Source organism: Phreatobacter sp. GW821-FHT04C01, from assembly GCF_059420385.1.
On record NZ_JBWKTP010000004.1, the window covers coordinates 535539 to 559858 of the forward strand.

Below are 24320 nucleotides of genomic sequence, written 5' to 3' on the forward strand. Positions count from 1 at the left end.
GAGACAGGGATGAGCGGGCCATCGACCGTTTCGACCTTCAACCGCCGCGGCTTTCTGGGCGCGGCAGGACTGGCCGGCGCCGGGGTCGCCGCCTCGGCCTTGAACGCGCGCGCGGCGGCCCCCGCCACGCCCGACCCCGTCATTACCGAGGTGCAGGACTGGAACCGGACGCTCGGCGACGGCGTGCAGGCCCGGCCCTATGGCAAGCCGTCGAGCTTCGAAAAGGACGTCATCCGCCGCGACGTGGAATGGCTGACGGCGAGCCGCGAATCCTCGGTCAATTTCACGCCGCTTCATGCGCTCGACGGCATCATCACGCCGTCGGGCCTCTGTTTCGAGCGTCATCACGGCGGCTGCGCCGAGATCGACCCGATGAAGCACAGGCTGATGATCAACGGCCTGGTCGACAAGCCCCTGGTGTTCACGCTCGACGACCTCAAGCGTTTTCCCGGCCGGGTCAACCGCGCCTACTTCCTGGAATGCGCGGCCAATTCCGGCATGGAATGGCGCGGCGCGCAGCTCAATGGCTGCCAGTTCACCCACGGCATGGTGCACAATGTCTGGTATTCCGGCATCCCGCTGAAAACACTGCTCGACGAGGCGGGGCTGAAGACCAATGCCAAATGGCTGCTCGGCGAAGGCGCCGACGCCTCCGGCATGACGCGCTCGATCCCGCTCGACAAGGCGCTGAGGGACTGCCTGGTCGTCTGGGGCATGAATGGCGAGATGCTGCGCCCCGAACAGGGCTATCCGCTGCGCCTGGTCGTGCCCGGATGGGAAGGCAACATGTGGATCAAGTGGCTGCGCCGGATCGAGGTCGGCGACCAGCCCTGGCACCACCGCGAGGAGACCTCGAAATATACCGACCTGCTCACCGACGGCCGCTCGCGCCGCTTCACCTTCATCATGGACGCCAAGTCGGTGGTGACCAATCCCTCGCCCCAGGCGCCGCTCCGGCATAAGGGGCCGAATGTCCTCACAGGGCTCGCCTGGTCCGGCCGCGGCGCGATCCGCCGGGTCGATGTCAGCCTGGACGGTGGCCGCAACTGGCAGACGGCGCGCATCGACGGCCCGGTCATGTCGATGTCGCTGACCCGCTTCTATGTCGATTTCGACTGGGACGGCCGCGAGATGATGATCCAGTCCCGCGCCATGGACGAGACCGGCTATGTGCAGCCGACCAAGGACGAGTTGCGCAAGGTGCGCGGCACCAACTCGATCTACCACAACAATGGCATTCAGACCTGGCTCGTGCGCTCGAACGGGGAGACCGAAAATGTCGAGATCGGCTAGGATCGCGCTCGGCTTCGCGCTCGGCGCCGGTCTCGTCGCGGCGGGCACGGTGTTCGCGCAGCAGCGGCCGCCCGCCCCGGCTCCGGCCGCTCCCGCCCCCGTCAGCGCGCCCGCACCCGCACCTGCCAAGATCGGGCTCGGCCGCGAGGCGCACCCGGCCGAAGTGGCGGCCTGGGATACCGATATCCGCCCGGATGGCCAGGGCCTGCCGCCTGGCCGGGGCACGGTGAAGCAGGGCGAGGAAATCTATCTGCAGCAATGCGCCGCCTGCCATGGCGAGTTCGGCGAAGGCGCCGGCCGCTGGCCGGTGCTGGCCGGCGGGCGCGGCACGCTGACGGCCGACAACCCGGAAAAGACCATCGGCTCGTTCTGGCCCTATCTGTCGACCACTTTCGACTACATCCGGCGCGCCATGCCCTATGGCAATGCCCAGTCGCTGTCGAATGACGACGTCTATGCCCTCACCGCCTATCTCCTGAACCTGAACGACGTGGTGAAGGACGATTTCGAGCTGACGCGCGAGAATTTCACCAGCGTCCGGTTGCCCAATGTCGACGGTTTCTATGACGACGATCGCGAGACCACCGAGCGGGCGTTCTGGCGGGCCGATCCGTGCATGACCAATTGCCGGCCGGAGCCCCATGTCACCGGCCGGGCCCGGGTGATCGACGTGACACCCGACAGCCGCAGCGGCCCGAGGGTGGAATGACCGCCCTGCCGCGCCGCGCCGTCCTGGCCTCGATCACGGTCGCCGTTGCCATGGCGGCCGTCACCGGTGCCTTGGCGCAGGCACGGCCCGGCGGCGACCGCGCGCTCGGCGAATATCTCGCCGGCGAATGCGCCGCCTGTCACCAGATGTCGGGCCGTTCCGATGCCGGGATCCCATCGATCATCGCCTGGCCGGACGAGCAGTTCGTCGCCGTCATGCGCTCCTACCGGCTGAGGGAGCGCGACAATCCGATCATGCAGACCATTGCCGGCCGGCTCTCGGATGACGAGATGGCGGCGCTCGCCGCCTATTTCGGCAGCCTCGCGCCACGGCCGGCAAGCCAATGACCGCCCGGCATCCGCCGGGCGTTTCGAGGACGGAGGGAGAGAGCCATGTCTGATGTCGATCGACGCATGCTGCTCGGCGGAGTGGCGGTGGCCGGCGCGCTCGCCGCCTCCCGGCCGGCCTTGGCCGCCGCCCCCATGCTGCAGCTCGCCGACCTGAAGAAGGATGCCGACGTCGCCTGCCTCTACCACTGCGATTTTGGCGAACCGGCACGTTTCGTTCAGATGCTCACCAATATCGGCAATCACTTCTCCGCCTATGGCGCCAACCCGTTCGACCTGCAGCTCGTCGTGGTCGCCCATGGCGCAGGCGTGAAGTTCTTCTTCGAGACGCTCGAGGGCACGCCCTGGCGCGACGAGGCAGGCGTCCTGCCGACCTTCGAGCGGGTGGTGGCGCAGGCCAAGAACGGCCTGAAGGTGCATCTCTGCGACATCACCTTCCAAAGGCTCAATCTCGACCGGACCAAGGTCCGCTCCGCCGATTTCATGTCCTTCGTGCCGTCCGGTGTGGCGGCGGTCGGCGCCTTGCAAAGCAAGGGATACGCCTATTTGAAAGTGGGTTGAGAGCCGTCAACCGTGACGCCGGACGAACCGGTGCGCGTCAAGCCAGGGGGAGAGAGACCATGTCGATCAATCGCAGGCGAATGCTTCAATCGGCCGGCGCTTTCGGACTTGCCGCGCTGGCGGCGCCGCCGGTCTTCGGCCAGGCCAAGCCACGGGTCGTGGTGGTCGGCGGCGGCCCGGGCGGCGTCACCGCCGCGAAATATGTCGCCAAAGACAGCCAGGGTGGCATCGACGTCGTGCTGGTCGAGCCGCAACGCCAGTTCACCACCTGTTTCCATTCCAACCTCTTCCTCGGCGGCTATCGCTCGTTTGAATCGATCACCCACGGCTATGACCAGGTGTCGGCCACGAGCGGCTTCCGGATGAACCACCAGGCGGCGAGCCGGATCGATCGCGACAAGAAGGAGGTGCTCCTGGCCGACGGTTCGCGGCTCGGCTACGACCGGCTGGTGCTGTCGCCGGGCATCGACCTCAAATATGATTCCGTGCCCGGCTGGGGCCGCGAGCATGAAGACACCATGCCGCATGCCTGGCGGGCCGGCCCGCAGACGCAATTGCTCAAGCGCCGGCTCGACGCCGTGCCCGACAAGGGCGTCATCGTGGTGATCGCCCCGCCCAATCCCTATCGCTGCCCGCCCGGCCCCTATGAGCGGGTGTCGATGATGGCCCATGTGCTGAAGGCGAGCGGCCGGCGCGACGCCAAGATCTACGTGCTCGACCCCAAGGAGAGCTTTTCCAAGCAGGGCCTCTTCCAGGAGGGCTGGGAGAAATATTACCCCGGCATGGTCGAATGGCTCGGGCCCAAGGTCCATGACGGCATCAAGTCGGTGGATCCGAAGACCAATACGGTGGTCACCGGCTTCGAGACCTATCGGGACGCGGCGCTGGTCAATGTCATTCCCGCGCAAATGGCCGGCGCCATCGCGCGCGATGCCGGCCTCGCCAATGCCTCGGGTTTCTGCCCGATCGATCCGGCCAGCATGAAATCGACCCTGGATCCGAACATCCATGTGGTCGGCGATGCCTGCATTCCCGGCGACATGCCGAAATCGGCCTTTTCCGCCAATAGCCAGGCCAAGGTCGCGGCCCTGATGGTGCGCGGCGAGCTGACCGGCGCCCGCACCTTCCCGGCGCGCTACACCAATACCTGCTGGAGCCTGATCGAGACCGACGACACGGTGAAGGTCGGCGGCCGCTACGAGGCCCGGGACGGCAAGATCGCGGCGGTCGAAACCTTCATCTCGCAGACCGGCGAAACCGCCGAGTTGCGCAAGCAGGCCCAGGCCGAGAACATGGGGTGGTACGGCGCCATCACCGCCGACATGTTCACCTGACCCGGTCTCACCGTCACCGACCCGGCCGGCCCGTGGCGATCCCACGGGCCGTTGCCGCCCGGCGCCCGATTTCCAGCCCTTCCCGTTCGATCATGCAGCCAGGACCCATCATGCGCTTCGTCCTTCTCGCCGCCCTCTTGGGCGCCGTCGCCCTCCCCGCCGCCGCATCGGCCCAGGATGCCGCCGCCGGCGAGCGGGTCTTTGCCCAATGCCGGGCCTGCCACCAGCTCGGCGAAACCGCGCGCAACGGCGTCGGGCCGCAGTTGAACGGACTGATCGGCCGGACCGCCGGCGCGGTTCCCGGCTATAATTATTCGGAGGCCTATAAGCGGCCCGAGGTCGCCTCCAAGGTCTGGTCGGAGGAGAACTTCGCCACCTATATCCGCGATCCCCGCAGCGTCACGCCGGGCACCCGCATGGTCTTTGCCGGGCTGCGCCAGGACGCCCAGGTCCGTGACCTCATCGCCTTTCTGCGGCAGTTCGACGCCAGCGGAAAACGCACCCAATAGCCGACAGGAGCAGGGCCGCGACGGCCGTCGCGCATATTCGGCTTTGCCCGGACCGGCCTTTCCCTTACCATCGGCGCGTGACCTCAGGACTCACTTCCCGGGACTCGAAAGGCCGTGGCCGGCCGCGCGTCGATACGACGCCGATCGGCCTGAGGCTGCCGCCCGACCTCCTGGCCATTCTGGACGCGTTCATCGCCAAGGATCGGCCGGGCATGAGCCGGCCCGCGGCCCTGCGCACCATCTTCCGCGAATGGGCGATCGCCCATGACCATTTTCCGGCGGGGCCCCGAGGCGCCGCCTTGGAGCTCGAAGACCTGAATGCCGAAAATGATGGCTGACAGCCCGACCGCGGGATCGCCCGAAAGCACCTGGGCGGTGAGCCGCAACTGCCTGTTGATCGTGGCCGGACTGATCATTGCCCAGGCGATCATACTTTATGCCATGGGCCGCACGCCGATCTGCACCTGCGGCTATGTCAAGCTCTGGCACGGCAATGTGCACAGTTCGGAGAATTCGCAACATCTGCTCGACTGGTATTCGTTCAGCCATGTCCTGCATGGCTTCCTGTTCTACGGACTGGCCTGGCTGGTGTTTCCGCGCGCGACCTTCGGCCAGCGGCTGGTGCTGGCGGTCGGCATCGAGGCGGCCTGGGAGATCGCCGAGAACACCAATATGGTGATCGAGCGCTACCGGTCGGCAACCGTTTCGCTGAACTATTACGGCGACAGTATCGTCAATTCGCTCGGCGACATGGTGTCGATGATCGTCGGCTTCCTGCTGGCCAGGCGCCTGCCGGTGAGCGTCCTGGTCGTGACCTTCGTGGTGATCGAACTGGGGCTCGCCTATGGCATCCGGGACAATCTGACGCTCAACATCATCATGCTTATCCACCCGATCGAGGCGATCGCGAAATGGCAGGCGGCGGTACCGGTGCAGTGATCGGGTCGGGAGGAAGAGGTCTTCACGCGCCTTTTCCGTGACCGGCGACCAGTTGGACCGAGCTTGTCGGCGTCGTGTCGATCAGCCCAGGCGGAAATTGTCCGTTTCGGTCTCGCCCGACAAATATGGACTGTTCCCGGGCGAAACTGCACCGAATTCGTGGATGGACGGGACAAGCCCGGCCAAGGCGAGAATTGTCTTGGAGCGAGGGTCAGGGGGCGACCGGGTGCAAGAACAGCCCCGTGGCCCAGCACGCTGTGAGGTCAACACATCGTCCTGCCCCGGCTTGTCCCGGGCATCCACGACTTGCTTTCCTGCCAATGAATAAGGCGAACGGTTCTAGCCGCGCGGCGGATAGGCGCGCAGGAACATGGCGGTCGCGGCCCGGACCGAGGCGCGCAGGTCGCTTTTCGCGATGGCCGGGTCGAACCCGAAAATGATCCTGCGGATCGGCTCGCTGATGCACAGGTCGAGGAACTGGCGCGCGGCCGTGACCGGGTCGTCGAAGGTGATGCGCCCGGCAGCGTCGAGATCGGCGAAATAGGCGGCGAGCCGCGCGTTGCCGACCCGCGGACCCGCTTCGTAGAAGGCCCTGCCGATTTCCGGCAGGCGCGGCGCCACGCCCACCACCATGCGGATACGGGCGACCGCTTCGGGCTCGCACATCGCGGTGGCGAGACGGACCCCGAGCTCTTCCAGCTCGCCGGCGATCGACGCCGCGGTCCGGTCGAGATCGAACAGGCGCTCGGCCTGCTCGCGCCGTTCCAGCCCGACCAGCGCTTCGAACAAATGTTCCTTGCTGGTGAAATAGGCGTAGATCGTGCCCTTCGAGACACCGGCGGCCTTTGTGATATCGTTCATGCTGGCGGCTTCGAAGCCGCGTTCGAAGAAAACCCGACGCGCGCCCTCGAGGATCTGGCGCCGTTTGGCGGTGTCCAGAATCTCCGGCGCGGCACCGGTCTCGGTCTCGCGCGTTTTGGGAATGGCGACGTCGCTCAAAATTGTGATCCTCAAAATCGAACCGAACGGTTCGGTTTAGTCTTGTAGAGCGCATTTATCAGGTGTATGTCAAGCGCGATCGAACCGAACGGTTCGGTCAAATGGCCGCATGTGCCACATGGATATGGAGATCAGCATGGCGGATGTTCGCGAAGGCGCGGCGCCCGGCGGGTATGTTCAAGGACGTCGGGCGGAAGCGCCCGAGGCCGCTCCCGTCACGCAGGGCACGCCGGTCCCGCCGCCCTCCCCGGCCGCGCCGCCCGCTCCGGCGAAATCACCGCGCAAGCGTTTCGTGCTGGCCCTCATTGCGGCGGCCGTGATCGGCGCCGGCGGCTGGTTCGGCTACAACTGGTACGTCGAAGGCCGCTTCCTGGTTTCGACCGACGATGCCTATGTGAAAGCCGACACCACCATCCTGGCGGCCAAGATCTCCGGCTATGTTACCGAGGTGGCCGTGCGCGACAATGCCGCGGTGCGCGCCGGCGACGTGCTCGCCCGCATCGACGACGGCGACTATCGCCTGGCGGTCGAAGCGGCCGCGGCCAAGGTCGCGACCCAGGATTCGACCATTCAGCGCATCGAGGCGCAGCGGATCGCCCAGGATGCCGCCGTGGCCCAGGCGCGCGCCCAGCTCGCCGCGGCGGAAGCCGATACCCAGCGCACCGTTTCGGCGCTGACCCGCGCGCAGCGGCTGATCAGCCAGGAATTCGCCAGCCAGGCGGCGGTCGATACCGCCAAGGCCGACCGCGATCGCAATCTCGCCCAGGTCGAGCAAGCCAAGGCGGCGATCACGGGCGCGGAAGCGCAAGTGGCGGTGCTCAAGGCGCAGCGCACCGAGGCCGAGCGCGTGAAGGGCGAATTGCAGAATGCCCTCGACCGGGCGAAGCGCGACCTCGACTTCACCGTGGTGCGCGCGCCGGTCGACGGCGTGGTCGGCAATCGCGCGGTGCAGATCGGCCAGTTCGTCCAGCCGGGCACGCGTCTTCTGGCGCTGGTCGCCACCGCCTCGATCTATGTCGAGGCCAATCTGAAGGAAACCCAGGTCGGCCGCATCACGCTCGGCGACAGCGTCGACGTCTCGGTCGATGCCTTTTCCGCGCAGCCGATCCGCGGTCGGGTCGAGAGCATCGCGCCGGCCTCCGGCGCCATTTTCTCGCTGCTGCCGCCGGAGAACGCGACCGGCAACTTCACCAAGATCGTCCAGCGCATCCCGGTGCGCATCGCGCTCGACCCGCAGGCCGTCGCCCACGGCCGGCTCCGGCCGGGCATGTCGGTGATCACCACGATCCGCACCGGCCGGGAGCCCGATCCCGCCCGCGTCGGCGTGATCGACCAGGGCAGTCGCGCCCCGGCGCGCCTGGGCGCGACCGAACAGAACGGCCGCGTCCAGCCATGAGCGCGGTCTCGACCAGCGATGCGGCACCGGCGCCGGCCAAGCCCGCCGAGGACCGCATCGAGATCGGCCGCCTGCTCGCCTTCATCGCCATGGTCTTCGGCATGTTCATGGCGATCCTGGACATCCAGATCGTCTCGGCCTCGCTCGCCGAGATCCAGGCCGGCCTGTCGGCCAGCGCCGACGAGATTTCCTGGGTCCAGACCTCCTACCTGATCGCCGAAGTGATCATGATCCCGCTGTCGGGCCTGCTGTCGCGGGCGCTGTCGACGCGGGTGATCTTCACCATTTCGGCCGCCGGCTTCACGCTGATGAGCGTGATGTGCGCCATGTCGACCTCGATCACCGAAATGATCATCTGGCGCGCCCTGCAGGGTTTCCTCGGCGGCGCCATGATCCCGACGGTCTTTGCCACCGCCTTCACGATCTTTCCGCCGTCCAAGCGTTCGATCGTCTCGCCGCTGATCGGCATGGTGGCGACGCTCGCCCCGACGATCGGACCGACTGTCGGCGGCTATCTGACCGACCTGTTCTCCTGGCACTGGCTGTTCCTGGTCAACGTGCCGCCCGGCATCATCGTCACCGTCGCGGTCTGGCGGCTGGTCGATTTCGACAAGCCGGACTATTCCCTGCTCAACCGCTTCGACTGGTTCGGCCTGATCTCCATGGCCGTGTTCCTCGGCGGGCTCGAATATGTGCTGGAGGAAGGTCCGACCAAGGACTGGTTCCAGGACGAGATCGTCTTCGTCGTCTTCGTCTGCATGGTGGTCAGCTGCGTGGTGTTCTTCTGGCGGGCCTTTACCGCGCCACAGCCGATCGTCGACCTCACGACCTTCACCAACCGCAATTTCTGGTCGGGGTGCCTGGCCTCCTTCGTCTGCGGCATCGGCCTCTACGGCCTCACCTATCTCTATCCCGTCTATCTCGCCCGGGTCCGCGGCTTCTCGGCGCTGATGATCGGCGAGACCATGTTCGTCACCGGCATCGCCATGTTCCTGTCGGCGCCGATCGTCGGCCGCCTGTCGACCAAGATGGACCTGCGCATCATGATGGCGATCGGCTTCCTGCTGTTTGCGCTCGGCACCTATCAGGTCTCCTTCATCACCAAGGACTGGACCTTCGGCGAATTGATCGTGCCGCAGATCCTGCGCGGCGCGGCCCTGATGTTGTGCATGGTGCCGATCAACAACCTGTCGCTCGGCACATTGCCGCTCGACAAGATGAAAAATGCCTCCGGCCTCTACAACCTGACCCGCAACCTCGGCGGCGCCGTCGGTCTCGCCCTGATCAACACCTTGCTGAACGACCGCACCGACCTGCATCTGCAGCGGCTGCACGAGCAGGTCGCGTGGGGCCGGTTCCGTGCCGAGGAGACGCTGAATTCGCTGACCCAGGCGTTCCAGTCGCTCGGCTCGGATGCCGATCTCGCCGCGCTCAAGCAATTGGCCGCCATGGTGCGGCGCGAGGCCTTCGTCATGGCGATCGGCGACGTCTTCTTCGCGCTGACCGTGCTGTTCGTGCTGATGGTCGGGCTGGTGCCGATCATGCGCAAGCCGCGGCCCGCGCCCGCCGGTGGCGGTGGCGCACACTAGGGGGCTGTGCTGAGCGATTGCGACCGTTTGACGGGATAGGCGCGGCGAGGCGTTTCGCGCGCTTTTCAGTGGGAACCGATCGTAGCGACGCGCGCCTTGAAGTCGTGGGTGGCCGGGACAAGCCCGGCCAAGACGAGAATTATCCTTGGAGCGACGGGCGCCGGACCAACGGACGCAGGATCCGAACGGTCCCCTCGCGCGCCGTAAGACCGCCCCATCGTCTTGCCCGGGCTTGTCCCGGGCATCCACGAATTCCATGCATCAAAATCAATAGTCACGGTGCGGCGGACACCAGCCGCGGCTGTCAACCAAGCTTGCCGAGCGCCGCCAGCACCGCCTCGTCGATGTCGACGCTCTCGGCCTGGTGCTGCTCGGCCTCCCATTTGCGCTGGCCCGGCGCGACGATCCGTTCGGTGCCGGCGGCGCGTTTCGATGCCAGGAGCCGGCCGCGGGCCTGGGCCGCGCGCTGCGGCAGCGCCTGGCCTTGCCCGAAATGGCCGGCATGGATGGCGATGAACAGGAACGAGCAGTCGTTCGGCACCGAGACGTCGCCATAGAGCGGACGGACCTCGGCCCCGGAGGCGCCGCCCGAGAGCAGGCCGCAGAGCAGGTCGATGATCAAGGCCAGCGCGAAGCCCTTGGGCCCGCCGGTCGGCAGCAGCATGCCCTTGATGGCGGCTTCCGGATCGGTCGTGGCTTGGCCCTCCGCGGTGACCGCCCAGCTCGCCGGGATCGGCCGCCCTGCCCGTGCCGCCATGCGGATCTTGCCGAGCGCGCCTTCGCTCGTCGCCATGTCCATGACGATGGCGGGGGCATCGGCCGTCGGCACGGCGATGGCGATGGGGTTGTTGCCGACGAGAGCCTCGGCGCCGCCGGGCGCCGGCATCATCGGCTTGGTGTTCGACAGGGCGATGCCGACGCAGTTCTTGGCCGCCGCCTGCAGCGCGTAGCGGCCGGCCGCGCCGAAATGGAAGCCGTGGCGGACCGCCACCGCGCCGATGCCGAAGGCTTTCGCCTTCTCCACCGCCAGCGCCATGGCCTGTTCGGCGGCGAGATGGCCGAGCATGTGGCCGGCATCGAGCACGGCGACCGCGGCTTGGTCGGCGACGACGGCCGCCCGGTCGGCCGTGGTCACCGAGCCCGCCTTGATCCGGTCGAGATAGAGCGGCAGGTGCATCAGGCCATGGGAGCCGAGGCCCTGCTGCTCGGCCTCGACCAGTGCCTTAGCCATGCGCGCGGCAGCCTGTTCGGGGAGGCCGGCGCGGGCGAACAGGCCGGCGATTTCGGCCCTGAGGCCGGCGACCTCGCGCCGGACCTTGCCGGGCGCCGGTGCCGGCCGTTCTGCTGCTGTGGTCATCGCGTCATTCCCTAGGCTGGATCCGGCACCGACATTAGGGCGATCGGGCGCGCCCGGCTGCCCGGGTGCCGGCCATTTCGCCCTCCGAAACGCGCCGGCTTTCCAAGGATGGCGGTTTCGTCGATCGCTATCGTTTCGTCATCACGAAGGGGCGACCATGGCGATCACCTACGATCTGGTCAAAGAGGTGACGGCGAACCTCTACGAATGGTCGCTGAAGCGCATTCCGCAGAATTCCAAGGAAGCGCTGAAGCGCGCCCAGGAGACGGAATCGAGCGCCAGCGCGCGCCGGACGCTGGCCTTCATGCTCGACAGCGCCGAGGTGGCAGAGAAGACCGGCCGCTTCGTCTGTTCGGATGCCGGTATTCCCACCTATTTCGTCCGCATCGGCACCGGTGTGCGCATGGAAGGCGACATCAAGCGGGCGATCGTCGACGGTTTCGATCATCTGGTGCAGACCATCGATCCGCCGATCCTGAAATTCGTCACCAATCCGCTGACCAATGAGCGCAGCTACAAGGGCAAGGACATGCCGATCGTGTCCTATGACCTGGTCGACGGGTCGGACGCGCTCGACATCACCTGCTCGCCCAAGGCGCTCGGCTCGGGCCGCTGGGCGGCGCTGGAAGTGTTCAGCTATCCGACGCTCGACGTGATCGAGAAATTCATCATGGACTGCGTGCTGAAGGCCGGCGGCCAGCATTGCCCGCCCGTGGTCATCGGGGTCGGCATAGGCGGCAGTTTCGACCATGCCGCCAAGATCGCCAAGGAAGCGAGCCTCAGGCCCTTCGGCCAGCGCAATCCCGAGCCCATGGTCGCCGAGATGGAGGAGCGCCTGCTGAAGGCGGTCAATGCCACCGGCTTCGGGCCAATGGGGGTCGGCGGTTCGACCACGGCCTTCGGCGTTCATGTCAATTATTCCTCCGGCCACGGCTTCACGCCGGTGGCGGTCTGCTTCAATTGCTGGATCAACCGGCGCACCCGCGCGCTGATCCACAATTCCGGCACGGTCGAGCGCATCGAATGACCATGGCCCCCGACACCGAACTGCCGCGGCTGACCTTGCCGCTGACGCGCGAGGCGGCGCAGGCGCTGAAGGTTGGCGATCTCGTCCTGCTCGACGGCGAACTGGTCATCACCGCGGGGTTTCCGACCCACCAGCGCATGGTTGCCTGCCTCGAGACCGACACGGCCCTGCCGCTGGACCTTGCCGGCGCGGCCTTCATTCATATGGGCATCTGCTGCCGCGAAGACGGCGAGCGGCTCGAGCCGCTCTATGTCAATCCGACCACCTCGACCCGGTTCAACGCCCTGATGCCGTCGCTCATCCGCAAGCTCGGCCTGACCGCGGTCGGCGGCAAGGGCGGACTGTCGGCGGAAAGCGTCGCGGCGATGCGCGAGGTCGGCTGCGTTTATTTCTCCATTGTCGGTGGCGCCTCGGCGCTGCTCTCGACGAGCGTCCAGGAGATCGTCGAGACCGGCTGGGACGACCTGATCATGCAGTTCAGGCTGACCCGCATCCGGGTCTCGGGTTTCGGACCGGTCACGGTCGCTATCGATGCCCATGGCAACAGCCTCTACGAGAGCCTGCTCGCCTCCGCCACAGCGCGGATGCCGGCCATTCTCGACACTATCAGCCGCCGCGACTGAGCGGGCGGGCGTCCTATCGGAGTAAACCATGAAGGTGATCGAGATCACGCGCCCGGGCGGTCCGGAGGTCCTGGCCATCGCCGAGCGGCCGAAACCGCGGCCGGTGCCGGGAGAGGTGCTGATCCGGGTCAAGGCGGCTGGCGTCAACCGGCCGGATATCCAGCAGCGTCGCGGGCTATATCCGCCGCCGCCCGGCGCCACCGACCTGCCGGGCCTGGATGTTGCCGGCATCGTCGAGGCGGTCGGCGACGGTGTCGCCTGGCCCAAAGTCGGCGACGCGGTCTGCGCGCTCGCCAATGGCGGCGGCTATGCCGAATATTGCGCGGTTCCCGCGCCGCAATGCCTGACCATCCCCAAGGGTGCGAGCTTCGTCGAGGCGGCGGCGCTGCCGGAGGTGTTCTTCACCGCCTGGAACAATGTCATCTGGCTCGGCCGGCTCGGTCAGGGCGAAACCTTGCTGGTGCAGGGCGGCACCAGCGGCGTCGGCATGGCGGCGATCCAGATCGCCAAGCTCTTGCGCGGCGCGCGGGTCATCGCCACCGCCGGCACCGAGGAGAAGCGTGCGGTGTGCCGGTCGGTCGGCGCGGATGCCGTGGTGGACTATAAGGGCGACTGGCCGGCCGCGGTGCGCGCCGCCATTGGCGATCACGCGGTCGACGTGGTGCTCGACGGCCAGGCCGGCCCCTATACCGAGCAGCAATTGTCGCTGCTGGCCTTCGACGGCCGGGTCGTGCTGATCGCCAGCCATCTCGGCGAAATGGCCGAGGTCAATGTCCGCAACATCGTCCGGCGCCGGCTGACCCTGACCGGTTCGACGCTCAGGCCACGTAGCGCCGACTATAAAGGCCGCATCGCGCGGGAGCTGATGGATCAGGTCTGGCCGCTGCTCGAGGCCGGCACGCTGAAGAACCACATCTGCGCCGTGTTCCCCTTCGCCGAGGTGGCCAAGGCGCACGCGCTGATGGATGCCGGCGAGCAGATCGGCAAGGTGGTGCTGAGCTTGGGCGAATAGCGAATAGCGAATAGCGAATAGCGAATGGGGAAGTGGTGCCCGCCTCGCGCGTCAACCCTCTCCCACGAAGACGTGGGCGAGAGTTGGCGCGGCCCTGTTCGCCGGGCTGCGCTTCCCCACTCGCTATTCGCCACTCGCCATTCGCCCCGTCCCGCCCTATGTCCATGGCAGTTGCGGCAGCGGAGCCTTGGACGTGTCGTCATTTCCTCCGGTCCAGTCGGTGGTCCGCGCGTTCAACCTGCTGGTCGAGGTCAACCGGGCCGGGCTGACCACGGTCGGCGACCTGCATCGGCGCACGAAGCTGCCGAAGCCGACCATCGTGCGCCTGCTCGAAACGCTGGTCGCAGCCGGCTATGTCTATCGTGACGAGCGGTTGCGCGGCTATCAGGTGACCTCGCAGGTCGCCGAGCTCAGCTCCGGCTTTCATGGCGCGCCCATGGTGATCGAGGCCGCCCGGCCGTGGGCGGCGGCGCTGACCCAGCAGATCAAATGGCCGACGGCTGTCTGCGTGCTCGACCACGACGCGGTGGTGGTGCGGTTCTCGACCATTCCCGACAGCCCGATCTCGCCGTTTCACGCCACCATCGGCTATCGGCTGAGCCTTGGGGCACGGGCGCTCGGCCGGGCCTATCTCGCCTTCTGTCCCGACGAGGAACGGCGCATCCTGATCGCCCTGATGAAGGTTTCGCCCGACCCGGAAAACCACCTCCTGTCCGACGATGAGCTCGACCGTCTCATCGCCACCGCGCGCCGCAAGGGCTTCGCCGAGCGCGACCTCGATGTCGAGCCGAAGAGTTCGGCCACCGTCGCCGTGCCGCTGATGCGCGACGACCGGGTGCTCGGCACCTTCGGGATCACCTATTTCCGCTCGGCCGTGGCGACGCCGGAGGCGCGCGCACGCCTGGTCTTTCCGTTGAAGGAGGCGGCCGCGGCGATCGAAGCGGAGCTGCGTCAGAAAAGCGCACCGTTTCGGCAGGAGAAATAGCGAGCGATTTTCTCACGTCGTGGCAGGCTGGCTGGCAGGTTCCACCCCATGAAGATCGACCTGATCGATCCACCGCCAGGGTAAGGAAACACGCGATATGGCCACTCTCTCGCGCCGCACGTTGACGGCATCGCTCGCCTCGCTCGCGGCGGGGGCAACCCTTGGCCGTCCGGCGCTGGCGCAGGCCTGGCCGGCCCGGCCGGTCACCATCATCGTGCCGTTCCCGGCCGGCGCCTCGACCGATGTGGTGGCCCGCCTGATCGGCGAGAAGCTGCGCCAGGACCTCGGCCAGGGTTTCGTGGTCGAAAACAAGGTCGGCGCGGGCGGCAATATCGCCGCCGGCGGCGTCGCCCGCGCGGCACCCGACGGCTACACGCTGTTCCTGTCGTCCTCCGGTCCGCTGTCGAGCAACAAGCTGCTCTACAAGTCGCTGACCTATGATCCGATCGCCGATTTCGAACCGATCTCGCTGGTCGGCGACGTGCAGTGCATCGTCGCCACCCACACCTCGGTGCCGGTCAAGACGCTCAGCGAGCTCATCGCCTATGGCAAGGCCAATCCCGGCAAGCTGACCTTCGGCAGCCCGGGCTACGGCCTGATGGGCCATATTGCCGGCGAACTGATCCAGCGCACCGCCGGCTTCCAGATGACCCATGTGCCTTATCGCGGCTCGGCGCCGCTGGCCAACGACCTGGTCGCCGGCAATGTCAACGTCGCCGTGGATTTCCTGCCGACCTATATCCCGCATGTGCAGTCGGGCTCGATCCGCGGCCTCGCCGTGACCTCCGACAAGCGCGCGCCGCAGGTTCCGGAGACGCCGACGCTCGCGGAAGCCGGCATGAGCGGCCTCAACGTCACGTCCTGGTTCGGCCTTGCCGGCCCGAAGGGCCTGCCGCAGGACATCGTCCGGCGCCTGGCGACGATCGTCGGGGATTATGTCAAGACGCCCGAAGCGACCGCCAAGCTCGAGGTGATCGGCGTGCGCACCATTGGCGGCTCGCCCGAGGATCTGCGCAAGGCGCAGGCCGGCGAGATCACCAAATGGGAAGGCGTGATCCGCAGCGCCGGCATCTCGCTGGAATAGGCTGGTGGCGCTTCGACGGCTCCGGCTGTCGTTCTAGATTCAAACACCGGCTCAGGTCATGAGCCGGCTTTTTATTGCAGCAGGCGCTGCTGGATCGCACTTGCCCGCCGGCCACTAACGGGCGAGCCCAGGCTCTACGTCATCCCCGGCCGAGCGAAGCGAGGGGAAGGGGATCCAGGAGTTGAAGGGCCTGCGCCGCCAGCCGCAGCGAAACCGCTGAGCATATGCACCGTGAGCGTCGGGAGGCGGCTCCTGGATCCCCTTCCCTCGCCTCGGCAAAAGCAGGAGCTTCTGCCGAGCCTCGCCGGGGATGACGCAGATGTTCAGGCCCGCATCCCTGATAGCGCCACGGGCTTTCTCCTGCTCACGGGAGGTTCAACAGCTTGGCGGCATGGCCGCCGATCATCGCGCGGATATCGGTCTTCGACACCTGCAGGTCGAGCAGCGTGCCGACCACCTCGCGGAAGCCGTCGACCGGGCGCGGCGAGCCGACCAGGCCGAGATCGGAAGAGAGCACGGTGCGGTCGACGCCGGCGACCTCGATCAGCCGCGCCAGCTGCTCGGGGCTGAACTTCTTCGAGCGGCCTTCGACGAACATGCAGATCGAGTGCTCCATATAGGCGCCGAGCGCCACCAGCCCCCTGATATCGTCTTCCGTGCAGCCGACGATATAGGTCGGGTGATTGACCAGCATCTTCCTGACGCCGCGGCCGCGCGCCTCCTCGAACACCAGGAACAGCTCCTGGGCCGAGAGATGGCCGCCGGCCAGGATCACGTCGCCCTCGGCAATCAGGTCGAGGATCTGCTTGACCGGATCCGACACTTTGCCATTGGCGTCGAGCGCGGTCAGCGGCACCGGATCGAGCATCTTCTGCGCGGTCTTCGGGAACGTCTTGGCCTGGCCCGAGGCCTGCACGGCGATGTGGTTGGCCGCCGACAGCGTCGGCATCCAGATGATCTTGGCGCCGAGCTTGATGGCGTGATCGACCGCATGCGGGTTGAAGCCGCCGGAGGCATTGTTGAGGGCCAGCCCGGAGAACAGCTTCACGCCGGTTTCCGGGAACAGCTTTTCCAGGATGATGGCGTGGGCGGTGCCGAGATAGAAATGGTCCTTGTAGAGCAGCGCGCGGAACTTGGCCGCCGCGCAATCCATCAGCGCCTCGTGATGGTCGAGAATGCGCGGCATGGCGGCGGGGCCTGAATGGCAATGCAGGTCGATGGCGCCGACCAGCAAGTCCTTGATTTCGGCGGCGCGCGGATGGGCCTGGGCCTGAACGGGGGTGTCCGACATGATGGTCTCCTTCGTCTCAGGCCTTGGCGCCGGGCATGGGATAATCGTCGGCGTTGAGCACCCAGCCGGGCTTTTCGGAAAAATCCACCCGCGGCGGCGAGAAGATATCGATCATCTGGTTGAAGCCCGGCAGCACCGAGCGCGAGGTGTGGATCGAGGGCGGCGGGATGATGGTCAGCGAGGGGGCTGCCAGAAGCTCATGCTCGTCCTCGCGCCAGACATTCATGTCCGGCGTCCAGGGCCAGCGGATGTCGTGGACGAAGGCGCCGTCGATGACATAGGAGCCCTGTTCGAAATCGTCGTGGTGATGCGGCGACAGCTTGGTGATGTCGCGCAGGCCGATGCGCGGATCGAGGAAGTTCACCATCAGCGTGGTGCAGCGGAAGATCCGGCCGAAACGGCCCTGCTCGCCCTTGATCTCCAGGCTGTAGTGACGCACGCGCCAGCCGGCCGGCGGCTCCGGCCAGGCCTGGAACGGCGGCAGGTTCGGATGCGGCTTGGCATAAGACGCGGCGTTCGAGCAGAGCGCGGCGAGATCGGCCGACTGGCTGGAGAACAGGCGCGCGATGCGCCCGCCCGACGACACGGTGACGGTGGAATCGCCCGGCGGCACGAAAACGATGGAGAAGCCGGGAATGTCCACGGTTTCGGTCGCGGTCTTGACCTGAACCCTGGTCGCGGCGTCGGGAATGATGATGCAATATTCGTCGACCTGACCCTTGCGCGTCAGCACGCCGCCGGCGGCGACGTCGGAATGGCCAACGATGAAATTCTGGCCGCGGGCATACCAGGTCCGGCCGAAATCGCCCTGCTCCTGCGGCTCCTGGGCATAAAACCGGGCATATTCGGCGCCGGCGAATTCGGTCGCCGCCTTGGCGGCGGTCTTGGGTGCGGCGCCCAGCGTGGCGCGCGGGTCGGTAGCATGGAACATCGTGGTATCTCCGGTTCAGCGCCGCGCGGCGGCGGGCTGGGCAGGCAAGGTCGGGATTCGAGCCAGGATCAGGACTTGAGGGGTGCGAAATCGCCGAGCGTCTGGGCCGCGGCTTTTTTGAGGAAACCCTGGTCCGAGGAGACGATGAAGGCACTGGCGCCCTGCCCCGCGAAGCCGGTCGCCTCGGTGACGCCGTCGACCATGACGCAGACCGGCTTGCCGGCGGCCTTGGCCGCGGCGATGATGCGGGCGACCGCGTCCTTGACCGCCGGCGCGTCGCGGTTCGGCGCGCCGAGCGCCACCGTCAGGTCGCCGCGGCCGATGAACACGCCGTCAATGCCCTCGACCGCCAGGATCTGGTCGATCTCGTCGAGCGCGGAGGGGTCCTCGATCATGGCGATGACCGTGGTCGTGGCATCGGCCGCCGCCACGTGGTCCCACATCTTGACGCTGCCGTAGCGGCCGGCCCGCGGCGAGGCCGAGAAGCCGCGCGCGCCGCCCTTGTAGCGGCAGGCCGCGGCGATCTCGCGCGCCTTGGCCGCGCTCGCCACATGCGGCACGAGAATGCCGACAGCGCCGCAATCGAGCACCGACAGAATGCCTTCGGGTGCGGCCGAGGGCACGCGCACGATGCCGGCGGTGCCGGAGGCGCGCGCCGCCAGCAGCGCGATGTCGGTCGCCATGCGGTCGAAGGGGGCGTGCTCCTCGTCGATGACGACGAAATCGAAGCCGAGATCGCCGACGATCTCGATGCCGTGGCTGGTCGGCGTCTTGATGAAGGTGCCGACAAGCGTCTCGCCCGCGGCGAAGCGGGCGCGGAACGATTTCGGATCGGGACGAGGCTCGCTCATGCGGGGGCTCTTTTCACGGGTTCGATCGGTGGCGCACCTTGCTCCGAAAGCCGGATGTGGACCACCGCATCGCACGATCGTTTCACGATGCGGAACGACTGCCCGTCGCCGCAGCCGGGCCGCCGGCGGGCGCTATGACAGGCCCAACGCGAGATTGCGGCGGGATCTTCGCCGACCTGCGCCGCCCTGGGAGACGAGATGCTCATGAACCGGTTTATTGCCCGCGCCTTGCGGGTGGTGGCAGCGCTGGCTGCCGTTGCGACCATCGCCTTGCCTGCCGCCGACGCGCGCGCCCAGGATGCCCGCAGCCAGACTTGGCCGACCCGGCCGATCACCCTGGTCGTGCCGTTCACGGCCGGCACGGCATCGGACGTGCTCGCGCGCTCCTTCGCCGAATATCTCAACAAGACGCTCGGCCAGCCGGTGGTCATCGACAACCGGGGCGGCGCCGGCGGCAATATCGGCGGCGCGGCGGTCGCCAAGGCGCCGGCCGATGGCTACACCTTCCTGTTCGCGACCACCGGGCCGGCCGCGACCAACAAGCTGATGTACAGCAACATGCAGTTCGATCCCGAGCGCGATTTCGCGCCGGTGGCGCTGGTCGCCAAGCTGCCGGTCATCATCGTCGCCAAGCCGGGCTCGCCGATCACCGATCTCGCCTCGCTGATTGCCTACGCCAAGCGCAATCCGGGCAAGCTTTCCATCGGCTTTCCCGGCAATGGCACGCTTGGCCACATCACCGGCCTGCTGCTCGGCCGCGCCGGCGGCATCGACTTCAACGCCGTGCAATATCGCGGCAGCGCCCAGATCATCGGCGACCTGCTCGGCGGCCATATCGATATCGGCATGGATTCGATGGCCGCCTATGTCACCAATATCCAGAGCAACCAGCTCTCGGCCCTGGCGATCGCCACCGGCCGGCGCTGGCCGGGCCTGCCCAATGTGCCGACGGTGTCGGAGGCCGGCCTGCCCGGTTTCGAGGCTTCCGTCTGGTACGCGGTCATGGCTCCCACGGGCACGCCCGCCGAGATCGTCGCCCGGTTCAATGCCGAGACCAATGCCTATCTGACCAGCGACGCCGCGCGCGAGATGTTCGCCAAGCTCGGCCTGGAGCCGTCGGGCGGCACGCCCGATGACCTCAGGGCTTTCATTCGCGCCGAGATCGGAAAGTGGGGGCCGATCATCAGCGACGCCAATATCCGGTTCTGATCGCGGGAACGACGTCTCTCAGGCTTGCCAGCGCGGGTTCAGGCGATAGGCTCGAACCCGCGCCAACCTGGAGACGCCCTTCATGATCCTGCGCCGGATCGCCTTTTTCCTGGCCCTGCTGAGCGGCATTCTGGCATCGCAACTGCCTGAATTCGCGCAGCAATATCGCCAGAGGCTGGGTGGCGCGGTGGATGAGATCAAGCGCGTGGTGGCGAGTTTCGACGCGGATGCCGCCAGGCTGAGTCTCAGCCGCGACCAGGGGCTGGAGCGGCTGAAGGCCAATGGCGATCCGTTCATCCGCCAGCGCGGCGAACAGCTCGAGCAGGATATCGTCCGTGGCAACCGGCTGGAGCAGCAGTTGCAGGCCTATGCCGAGGCCGGGCCGTTTCGCCGGCTCGGCCTGTTCGCCACCGGATTCGACCCCGACATCGCCCGGCGCGCCTTCGCCCATTTCGAACCGGCGGTGCCGGTCACCAGCGAGGGACTGACCAGTGCCGCCGGCGGCTTTTTCGGCGGCTGGTTCCTATGCCGGCTGGTGATGGCGCCTTTGCAGCGGCGCAAGCGGAAAACGGCGCCGAAAACGGCCTGATCGACCGTCTCAGGCCGTGGCCGACGGCGCCTTGGTGCCTTCGATGATCGCCCGCTTCTTGCCGATTTCGAGCGCGACATGGTCCATGAAGGTGCGCACCCGTGCGGTGTTGCGCAGGTCCGGATGGGTCAGGAGCCAGAGCGCGCCGTAATGCTCGGTCCGCGGCTCGCTCAAGGCGACGAGATCGGGGAAGGTCTGGGCGATGAACCAGGGCAGGATGCCGATGCCGGCCCCCTCGGCCACCGCCTCGGCGAGCCCGAGCACCGTATTGATACGCCAGCCGATCCTGTCCTCGCCGACATTCTGCGCGAGCCATTTCGCCGGCCTGAGATTGTGCAGGTTGTCGCCCAGGCCGATCCAGGTGTGGGCGCGATAGTCGGCGGGGTCGAGCGTGGTGATGCCCAGGCTCCTGGCGGCGAAAATGCCCCAGGGAATATTGGCGACGCGACGGCCGACCAAGGTCTCCGGTGGGTCATTGGTCGCCCGGATCGCCACGTCGGCGTCGCGTTTCGACAGATTGAGCGACTCGTTGGAGAGCACCACGTCCAGCGTGATGCCCGGATTGAGCTTGCGGAACGAGGCGAAGATCGGCGTCAGCAGATGGATCATCAGCGTGTCGTTGGTGGTCACCCTGAGATCGCCCTGCGGCCGCAGGTCCTGGCCGGTGAGGCGCCGCTCGAAATCGACGATCTCGTCGGCCATCTTGTTGGCGAGCTTGACCATTTCCTCGCCGGCCGGGGTCAGCGAATAGCCGGTGCGGCTGCGCTCGAACAGCCGGGCCCCGAGCCGGTCCTCCATGGCGCCGAGCCGGCGGAAAACCGTCGACTGATTGACGCCGAGCAGCTCGGCGGCGCCGGCTAACGAGCGTGCGAGCGAGACCGCCAAGACGGTTCGATAATCGTCCCAAGAAACGAGCGGCGGTGTCATTGTTGTGCGTTCTCCTGGCGCTTTGCGTTGATGCAAGCAAATCCTTGCGATCGAGTCAATTTACTTGCGGCCGCTGGGTTGCCAATTTGTGACAGCCGCGGCCGCCAGCCGCTTTTCCTCGACCTTGTCGGGAAGGATCCCCTGAAATGTCCGACGAACGCACCGCGCCCTACGGCCTCCTGGTTTTGCGCATCGCGCTGGGGGCCATGTGGATCTCCCACGCCCTGCTGAAATATGTCGTCTTTACCATGCCCGGTTTTGCCGGCTTTCTTGGCGCCCAGGGCTTTCCGGCCTTCCTCGCCTGGCCCATCGTGCTGGCCGAAATGATCGGCGGCGTGCTGATCATCGCTGGCTTTTATGGCCGCCAGGTCTCGCTCCTGCTGCTGCCGATCATGGCCGGTGCCTTCCTGGTGCACCTGCCGAACGGCTGGCTGTTCACGGCGGCCAATGGCGGCTGGGAATACCCGGCCTTCCTGATCCTGGCCTCGGTCGCCCACGGGCTGATCGGCGACGGCGCCCTGGCGCTCAGGCCGCGTCCGCTGCTGTTCCGGCAAGCCGAAACCAGCCCGTTGCTGCGCTCGGCCTGAGGCGATCCGGACCGGTCAAATGGCCGTGATGTCGCGGGTCCCAGCCCCTGCGATTCATCGCTGCCTCAGCCGACGCTGGTGGTGCTGCCCCGCACCACCAGCGTCGGCGCGATCACGATGCGTTCCGGCGTCAGCGCCGGATTGACCATGCGGGCCAGCAGCCTTTCGCAGGCGCGCCGGCCCATCTCGGCCTGATGGTTCTTCACCGTCGTGAGGCCGGGCGCCCAGAGCTCGGCCTCCTTGACGTCGTCGCAGCCGACCACGGAAAAGTCGCGGCCGGCCTCACGGCCGCGATGGCGCAGGCCGAGCATCACGCCGAAGGCGGTCAGGTCGTTGAAGCAGACCGCCGCGGTCGGCGGCCGCGGCAGGTCCATGAGGCCGTGGATCGCGGTGAAACCGAGATCGCGCGTGCCGAAACCGGCGACCATCAGTTCCGGTTCGACCGCCAGGCCATGCCCGGCAAGGCAGGCCCGATAGGCATTGCGGCGGTTCGCGCCGGTCGACATGGCATCGGTGCCGCCGATGATGGCGATCCGCCGGTGGCCGAGCGCGAACAGGTGGTCGAGGGCCGCGCGGGTGCCGAGCGCGTCGTTCGAGCCGACGAAATCCAGGCCGACATCGGAGATCTCGCGGGAGATCTGGACCAGGGGAATGCCCGCGTCGGAAACGTCGGTGAGCGAGGCCGCGGCCGCGCCATTGGCCGGGCAGACGATCATGCCGTCGGGACGATATTCCTTCAGCGTCCGCAGCACGCGCTCCTGCTTTGCCGGATCGTCCGAATAGGTGCCGAGCAGCACGGTGTGGCCGGAGCCGGCGAGGGTCTCCTCGATCGCGGCGAGCAATTCACCGAAATAGGGATTGACGATGTCGTTGAAGCCGACCGCGATCATGTTGGTGCGGGCGGTGCGCAGGCTGGCGGCCGAGCGGTTGTAGACATAGCCGAGCGCGCGGGCCACCGCCTGCACCTTGTCGCGGGTGGCGGCGGCGACCAGCGGGCTCGCCCTGAGCGACAGCGATACGGTGGCGGTGGACACGCCGAGTTCATCGGCGATGTGCTGGAGCGTCACCCTGCCGCGCACGGAGCCATCAGGAAAACCGGGCATGGGTCATCTCCGCCTGACAATAACCTAAAGTTTGAATTCAAGATTTGAAAGTGCACCTCAATCGTTTTAGCTCTCGTCCATTCGGCGGATCTCCGGCTAGATTGGGCAAAACAACCGGCGGGGGGAGACCATGACCAGGCAGCAGCGGATCGGATTTATCGGCGTCGGCCTGATGGGGCACGGCATGGCCAAGAACCTCGTCGAGAAGGGCTTTCCTCTGGCGGTCGTGGCGAACCGCAACCGCGAGCCGGTCGAGGATCTGGTCAAGCGCGGCGCGTCCGAACTGGCCACGCCCAAGGCGGTGGCCGCGGTCTCGGACATCGTGTTCATCTGCGTCACCGGCGCGCCGCAGGTGGAGCAGGTGGTGAACGGTCCCGAGGGCTTGCGGGCCGGCGCGCAAAAAGGCCTGTTCATCGTCGACTGCTCGACCTCCGAACCGACCCTGACCCGCAGGCTCGCGGCCGAACTGGCCGCGATCGGCGTGACCTTCCTCGATGCGCCCTTGTCGCGCACGCCGAAGGAGGCCTGGGAGGGGCGGCTCGACATCATGGCCGGCGGCGCCGAGGCCGATCTTGCCCATGTCCGCCCGGCGATCGAGGCCTTCGCCGAACGGATCGGCCATGTCGGGCCGGTGGGAGCCGGCCACACCATGAAGATCATCAACAATTTCATCGCGATGGGATATGCGGCGCTCTATTCCGAGGCGCTGGTCGTGGCCAAGGCCAATGGCGTCGCGCCGGCGGCGATGAATTCGGTGCTGTCGGGCGGGCGGATGGATTGCGGCTTCTACCAGACCTTCTTCAAATATGTCGTCGGGCGCGACGAGAACGCCCACCGGTTCAGCATTTCCAACGCCCACAAGGACATGCGTTATCTCGCCGCCATGGCGGAAGCGTCGGGCATTGCCAACCCCATGGGATCGGCGGTGAAGAACTATTTCGCCATGGCGGAAGGTCAGGGCCACGGCGGCAAATATGTGCCGATGCTGTCGGACGAGGTGGCGCGTTTCAACGGCATCGACCTCCTGGCGAAAGGCTGATCCCCGTCGGGCAGGCTTGCGCGGCCGTG

26 protein-coding genes are annotated in these 24320 nt (G+C 67.0%); 19 read left to right on the forward strand and 7 right to left on the reverse strand.

The window, feature by feature from the left end; all coding sequences use genetic code 11:
• The first annotated feature begins 9 nt into the window (after positions 1 to 9).
• The 8 genes from soxC to AC07WJ_RS18425 all read left to right on the forward strand — a co-directional run bounded on the left by soxC (position 10) and on the right by AC07WJ_RS18425 (position 5692).
• Positions 10 to 1293, forward strand: coding sequence for a sulfite dehydrogenase (soxC, locus tag AC07WJ_RS18390; protein WP_494936064.1), 1284 nt, complete (start codon positions 10 to 12; stop codon positions 1291 to 1293).
• Positions 1277 to 2002, forward strand: coding sequence for a c-type cytochrome (locus AC07WJ_RS18395; protein ID WP_494936065.1), 726 nt, complete (start codon positions 1277 to 1279; stop codon positions 2000 to 2002). The genes soxC and AC07WJ_RS18395 overlap by 17 nt, the downstream gene beginning before the upstream one ends.
• On the forward strand, positions 1999 to 2349 hold the full coding sequence (locus tag AC07WJ_RS18400) for a c-type cytochrome (RefSeq protein ID WP_494936066.1): 351 nt from the start codon (positions 1999 to 2001) through the stop codon (positions 2347 to 2349). Before AC07WJ_RS18395 ends, AC07WJ_RS18400 begins: the two co-directional genes overlap by 4 nt.
• A gap of 45 nt (positions 2350 to 2394) precedes the next feature.
• Entirely contained in the window at positions 2395 to 2910 is a 516-nt protein-coding gene (locus tag AC07WJ_RS18405) for a DsrE family protein (RefSeq protein ID WP_494936067.1), read from the forward strand.
• Between the two features lie 59 nt (positions 2911 to 2969).
• A complete protein-coding gene (locus tag AC07WJ_RS18410; RefSeq protein WP_494936068.1) occupies positions 2970 to 4244 on the forward strand; it encodes an FCSD flavin-binding domain-containing protein in 1275 nt (424 codons plus the stop codon).
• Between the two features lie 110 nt (positions 4245 to 4354).
• Complete coding sequence (locus tag AC07WJ_RS18415; protein WP_494936069.1) at positions 4355 to 4753, forward strand: c-type cytochrome; 399 nt, start codon at positions 4355 to 4357, stop codon at positions 4751 to 4753.
• Between the two features lie 77 nt (positions 4754 to 4830).
• Entirely contained in the window at positions 4831 to 5091 is a 261-nt protein-coding gene (locus AC07WJ_RS18420) for a ribbon-helix-helix domain-containing protein (protein ID WP_494936070.1), read from the forward strand.
• Positions 5081 to 5692 (forward strand): DUF2585 domain-containing protein, encoded by a 612-nt coding sequence (locus tag AC07WJ_RS18425; protein ID WP_494936254.1) that lies wholly within the window; start codon positions 5081 to 5083, stop codon positions 5690 to 5692. The genes AC07WJ_RS18420 and AC07WJ_RS18425 overlap by 11 nt, the downstream gene beginning before the upstream one ends.
• 339 nt (positions 5693 to 6031) lie before the next feature.
• Here AC07WJ_RS18425 and AC07WJ_RS18430 read toward each other — a convergent pair whose 3' ends face one another.
• Positions 6032 to 6691, reverse strand: a complete 660-nt coding sequence (locus AC07WJ_RS18430; protein ID WP_494936071.1) for a TetR/AcrR family transcriptional regulator — start codon at positions 6689 to 6691, stop codon at positions 6032 to 6034.
• A gap of 136 nt (positions 6692 to 6827) precedes the next feature.
• Between AC07WJ_RS18430 and AC07WJ_RS18435 the strand changes: the two genes are divergently transcribed.
• Positions 6828 to 8087 (forward strand): HlyD family secretion protein, encoded by a 1260-nt coding sequence (locus tag AC07WJ_RS18435; protein ID WP_494936072.1) that lies wholly within the window; start codon positions 6828 to 6830, stop codon positions 8085 to 8087.
• Positions 8084 to 9676: a DHA2 family efflux MFS transporter permease subunit gene (locus AC07WJ_RS18440; RefSeq protein ID WP_494936073.1), complete on the forward strand. Its 1593-nt coding sequence runs from the start codon at positions 8084 to 8086 to the stop codon at positions 9674 to 9676. The genes AC07WJ_RS18435 and AC07WJ_RS18440 overlap by 4 nt, the downstream gene beginning before the upstream one ends.
• A 304-nt stretch (positions 9677 to 9980) precedes the next feature.
• Here the strand turns inward: AC07WJ_RS18440 and AC07WJ_RS18445 are convergent, their stop codons facing one another.
• Positions 9981 to 11033: an Ldh family oxidoreductase gene (locus AC07WJ_RS18445; RefSeq protein ID WP_494936074.1), complete on the reverse strand. Its 1053-nt coding sequence runs from the start codon at positions 11031 to 11033 to the stop codon at positions 9981 to 9983.
• A 157-nt stretch (positions 11034 to 11190) separates the two neighbouring features.
• Between AC07WJ_RS18445 and AC07WJ_RS18450 the strand changes: the two genes are divergently transcribed.
• The 5 genes from AC07WJ_RS18450 (at position 11191) to AC07WJ_RS18470 (ending at position 15764) form a co-directional block, all read left to right on the forward strand.
• Entirely contained in the window at positions 11191 to 12060 is an 870-nt protein-coding gene (locus AC07WJ_RS18450; protein ID WP_494936075.1) for a fumarate hydratase, read from the forward strand.
• The gene (locus AC07WJ_RS18455) at positions 12057 to 12683 is read left to right on the forward strand and encodes a fumarate hydratase C-terminal domain-containing protein (protein WP_494936076.1); all 627 of its coding nucleotides are present in this window, start codon (positions 12057 to 12059) and stop codon (positions 12681 to 12683) included. The genes AC07WJ_RS18450 and AC07WJ_RS18455 overlap by 4 nt, the downstream gene beginning before the upstream one ends.
• 28 nt (positions 12684 to 12711) lie before the next feature.
• A complete protein-coding gene (locus AC07WJ_RS18460; protein WP_494936077.1) occupies positions 12712 to 13695 on the forward strand; it encodes an NAD(P)H-quinone oxidoreductase in 984 nt (327 codons plus the stop codon).
• A gap of 193 nt (positions 13696 to 13888) precedes the next feature.
• Positions 13889 to 14680 (forward strand): DNA-binding transcriptional regulator, encoded by a 792-nt coding sequence (locus tag AC07WJ_RS18465; RefSeq protein ID WP_494936078.1) that lies wholly within the window; start codon positions 13889 to 13891, stop codon positions 14678 to 14680.
• Between the two features lie 97 nt (positions 14681 to 14777).
• Positions 14778 to 15764 (forward strand): Bug family tripartite tricarboxylate transporter substrate binding protein, encoded by a 987-nt coding sequence (locus AC07WJ_RS18470; RefSeq protein ID WP_494936079.1) that lies wholly within the window; start codon positions 14778 to 14780, stop codon positions 15762 to 15764.
• A gap of 364 nt (positions 15765 to 16128) precedes the next feature.
• On the opposite strand, the gene AC07WJ_RS18475 is transcribed toward AC07WJ_RS18470, so the two are convergent.
• The 3 genes from AC07WJ_RS18475 to AC07WJ_RS18485 form a co-directional block, all read right to left on the reverse strand.
• Positions 16129 to 17055: a DUF6282 family protein gene (locus AC07WJ_RS18475; protein WP_494936080.1), complete on the reverse strand. Its 927-nt coding sequence runs from the start codon at positions 17053 to 17055 to the stop codon at positions 16129 to 16131.
• A gap of 16 nt (positions 17056 to 17071) precedes the next feature.
• A complete protein-coding gene (locus AC07WJ_RS18480) occupies positions 17072 to 17986 on the reverse strand; it encodes a cupin domain-containing protein (RefSeq protein ID WP_494936081.1) in 915 nt (304 codons plus the stop codon).
• 68 nt (positions 17987 to 18054) lie between these two features.
• The gene (locus tag AC07WJ_RS18485) at positions 18055 to 18837 is read right to left on the reverse strand and encodes an HpcH/HpaI aldolase family protein (RefSeq protein ID WP_494936082.1); all 783 of its coding nucleotides are present in this window, start codon (positions 18835 to 18837) and stop codon (positions 18055 to 18057) included.
• Between the two features lie 204 nt (positions 18838 to 19041).
• Between AC07WJ_RS18485 and AC07WJ_RS18490 the strand changes: the two genes are divergently transcribed.
• Entirely contained in the window at positions 19042 to 20046 is a 1005-nt protein-coding gene (locus AC07WJ_RS18490; RefSeq protein WP_494936083.1) for a Bug family tripartite tricarboxylate transporter substrate binding protein, read from the forward strand.
• Between the two features lie 82 nt (positions 20047 to 20128).
• Positions 20129 to 20635 carry a DUF2937 family protein gene (locus AC07WJ_RS18495; RefSeq protein ID WP_494936084.1) on the forward strand — a complete coding sequence of 169 codons (507 nt, stop codon included), beginning with the start codon at positions 20129 to 20131 and terminating at the stop codon, positions 20633 to 20635.
• Between the two features lie 9 nt (positions 20636 to 20644).
• On the opposite strand, the gene AC07WJ_RS18500 is transcribed toward AC07WJ_RS18495, so the two are convergent.
• A complete protein-coding gene (locus AC07WJ_RS18500; RefSeq protein ID WP_494936085.1) occupies positions 20645 to 21562 on the reverse strand; it encodes a LysR family transcriptional regulator in 918 nt (305 codons plus the stop codon).
• A 146-nt stretch (positions 21563 to 21708) separates the two neighbouring features.
• On the opposite strand from AC07WJ_RS18500, the gene AC07WJ_RS18505 reads away from it, so the two are divergent.
• Positions 21709 to 22149: a DoxX family protein gene (locus tag AC07WJ_RS18505; protein ID WP_494936086.1), complete on the forward strand. Its 441-nt coding sequence runs from the start codon at positions 21709 to 21711 to the stop codon at positions 22147 to 22149.
• A gap of 65 nt (positions 22150 to 22214) precedes the next feature.
• Here the strand turns inward: AC07WJ_RS18505 and AC07WJ_RS18510 are convergent, their stop codons facing one another.
• Complete coding sequence (locus AC07WJ_RS18510; protein ID WP_494936087.1) at positions 22215 to 23252, reverse strand: LacI family DNA-binding transcriptional regulator; 1038 nt, start codon at positions 23250 to 23252, stop codon at positions 22215 to 22217.
• Between the two features lie 130 nt (positions 23253 to 23382).
• Here AC07WJ_RS18510 and AC07WJ_RS18515 point away from each other — a divergent pair, with 130 nt between their 5' ends.
• Positions 23383 to 24291, forward strand: a complete 909-nt coding sequence (locus AC07WJ_RS18515) for an NAD(P)-dependent oxidoreductase (RefSeq protein WP_494936088.1) — start codon at positions 23383 to 23385, stop codon at positions 24289 to 24291.
• Positions 24292 to 24320: the final 29 nt, after the last annotated feature.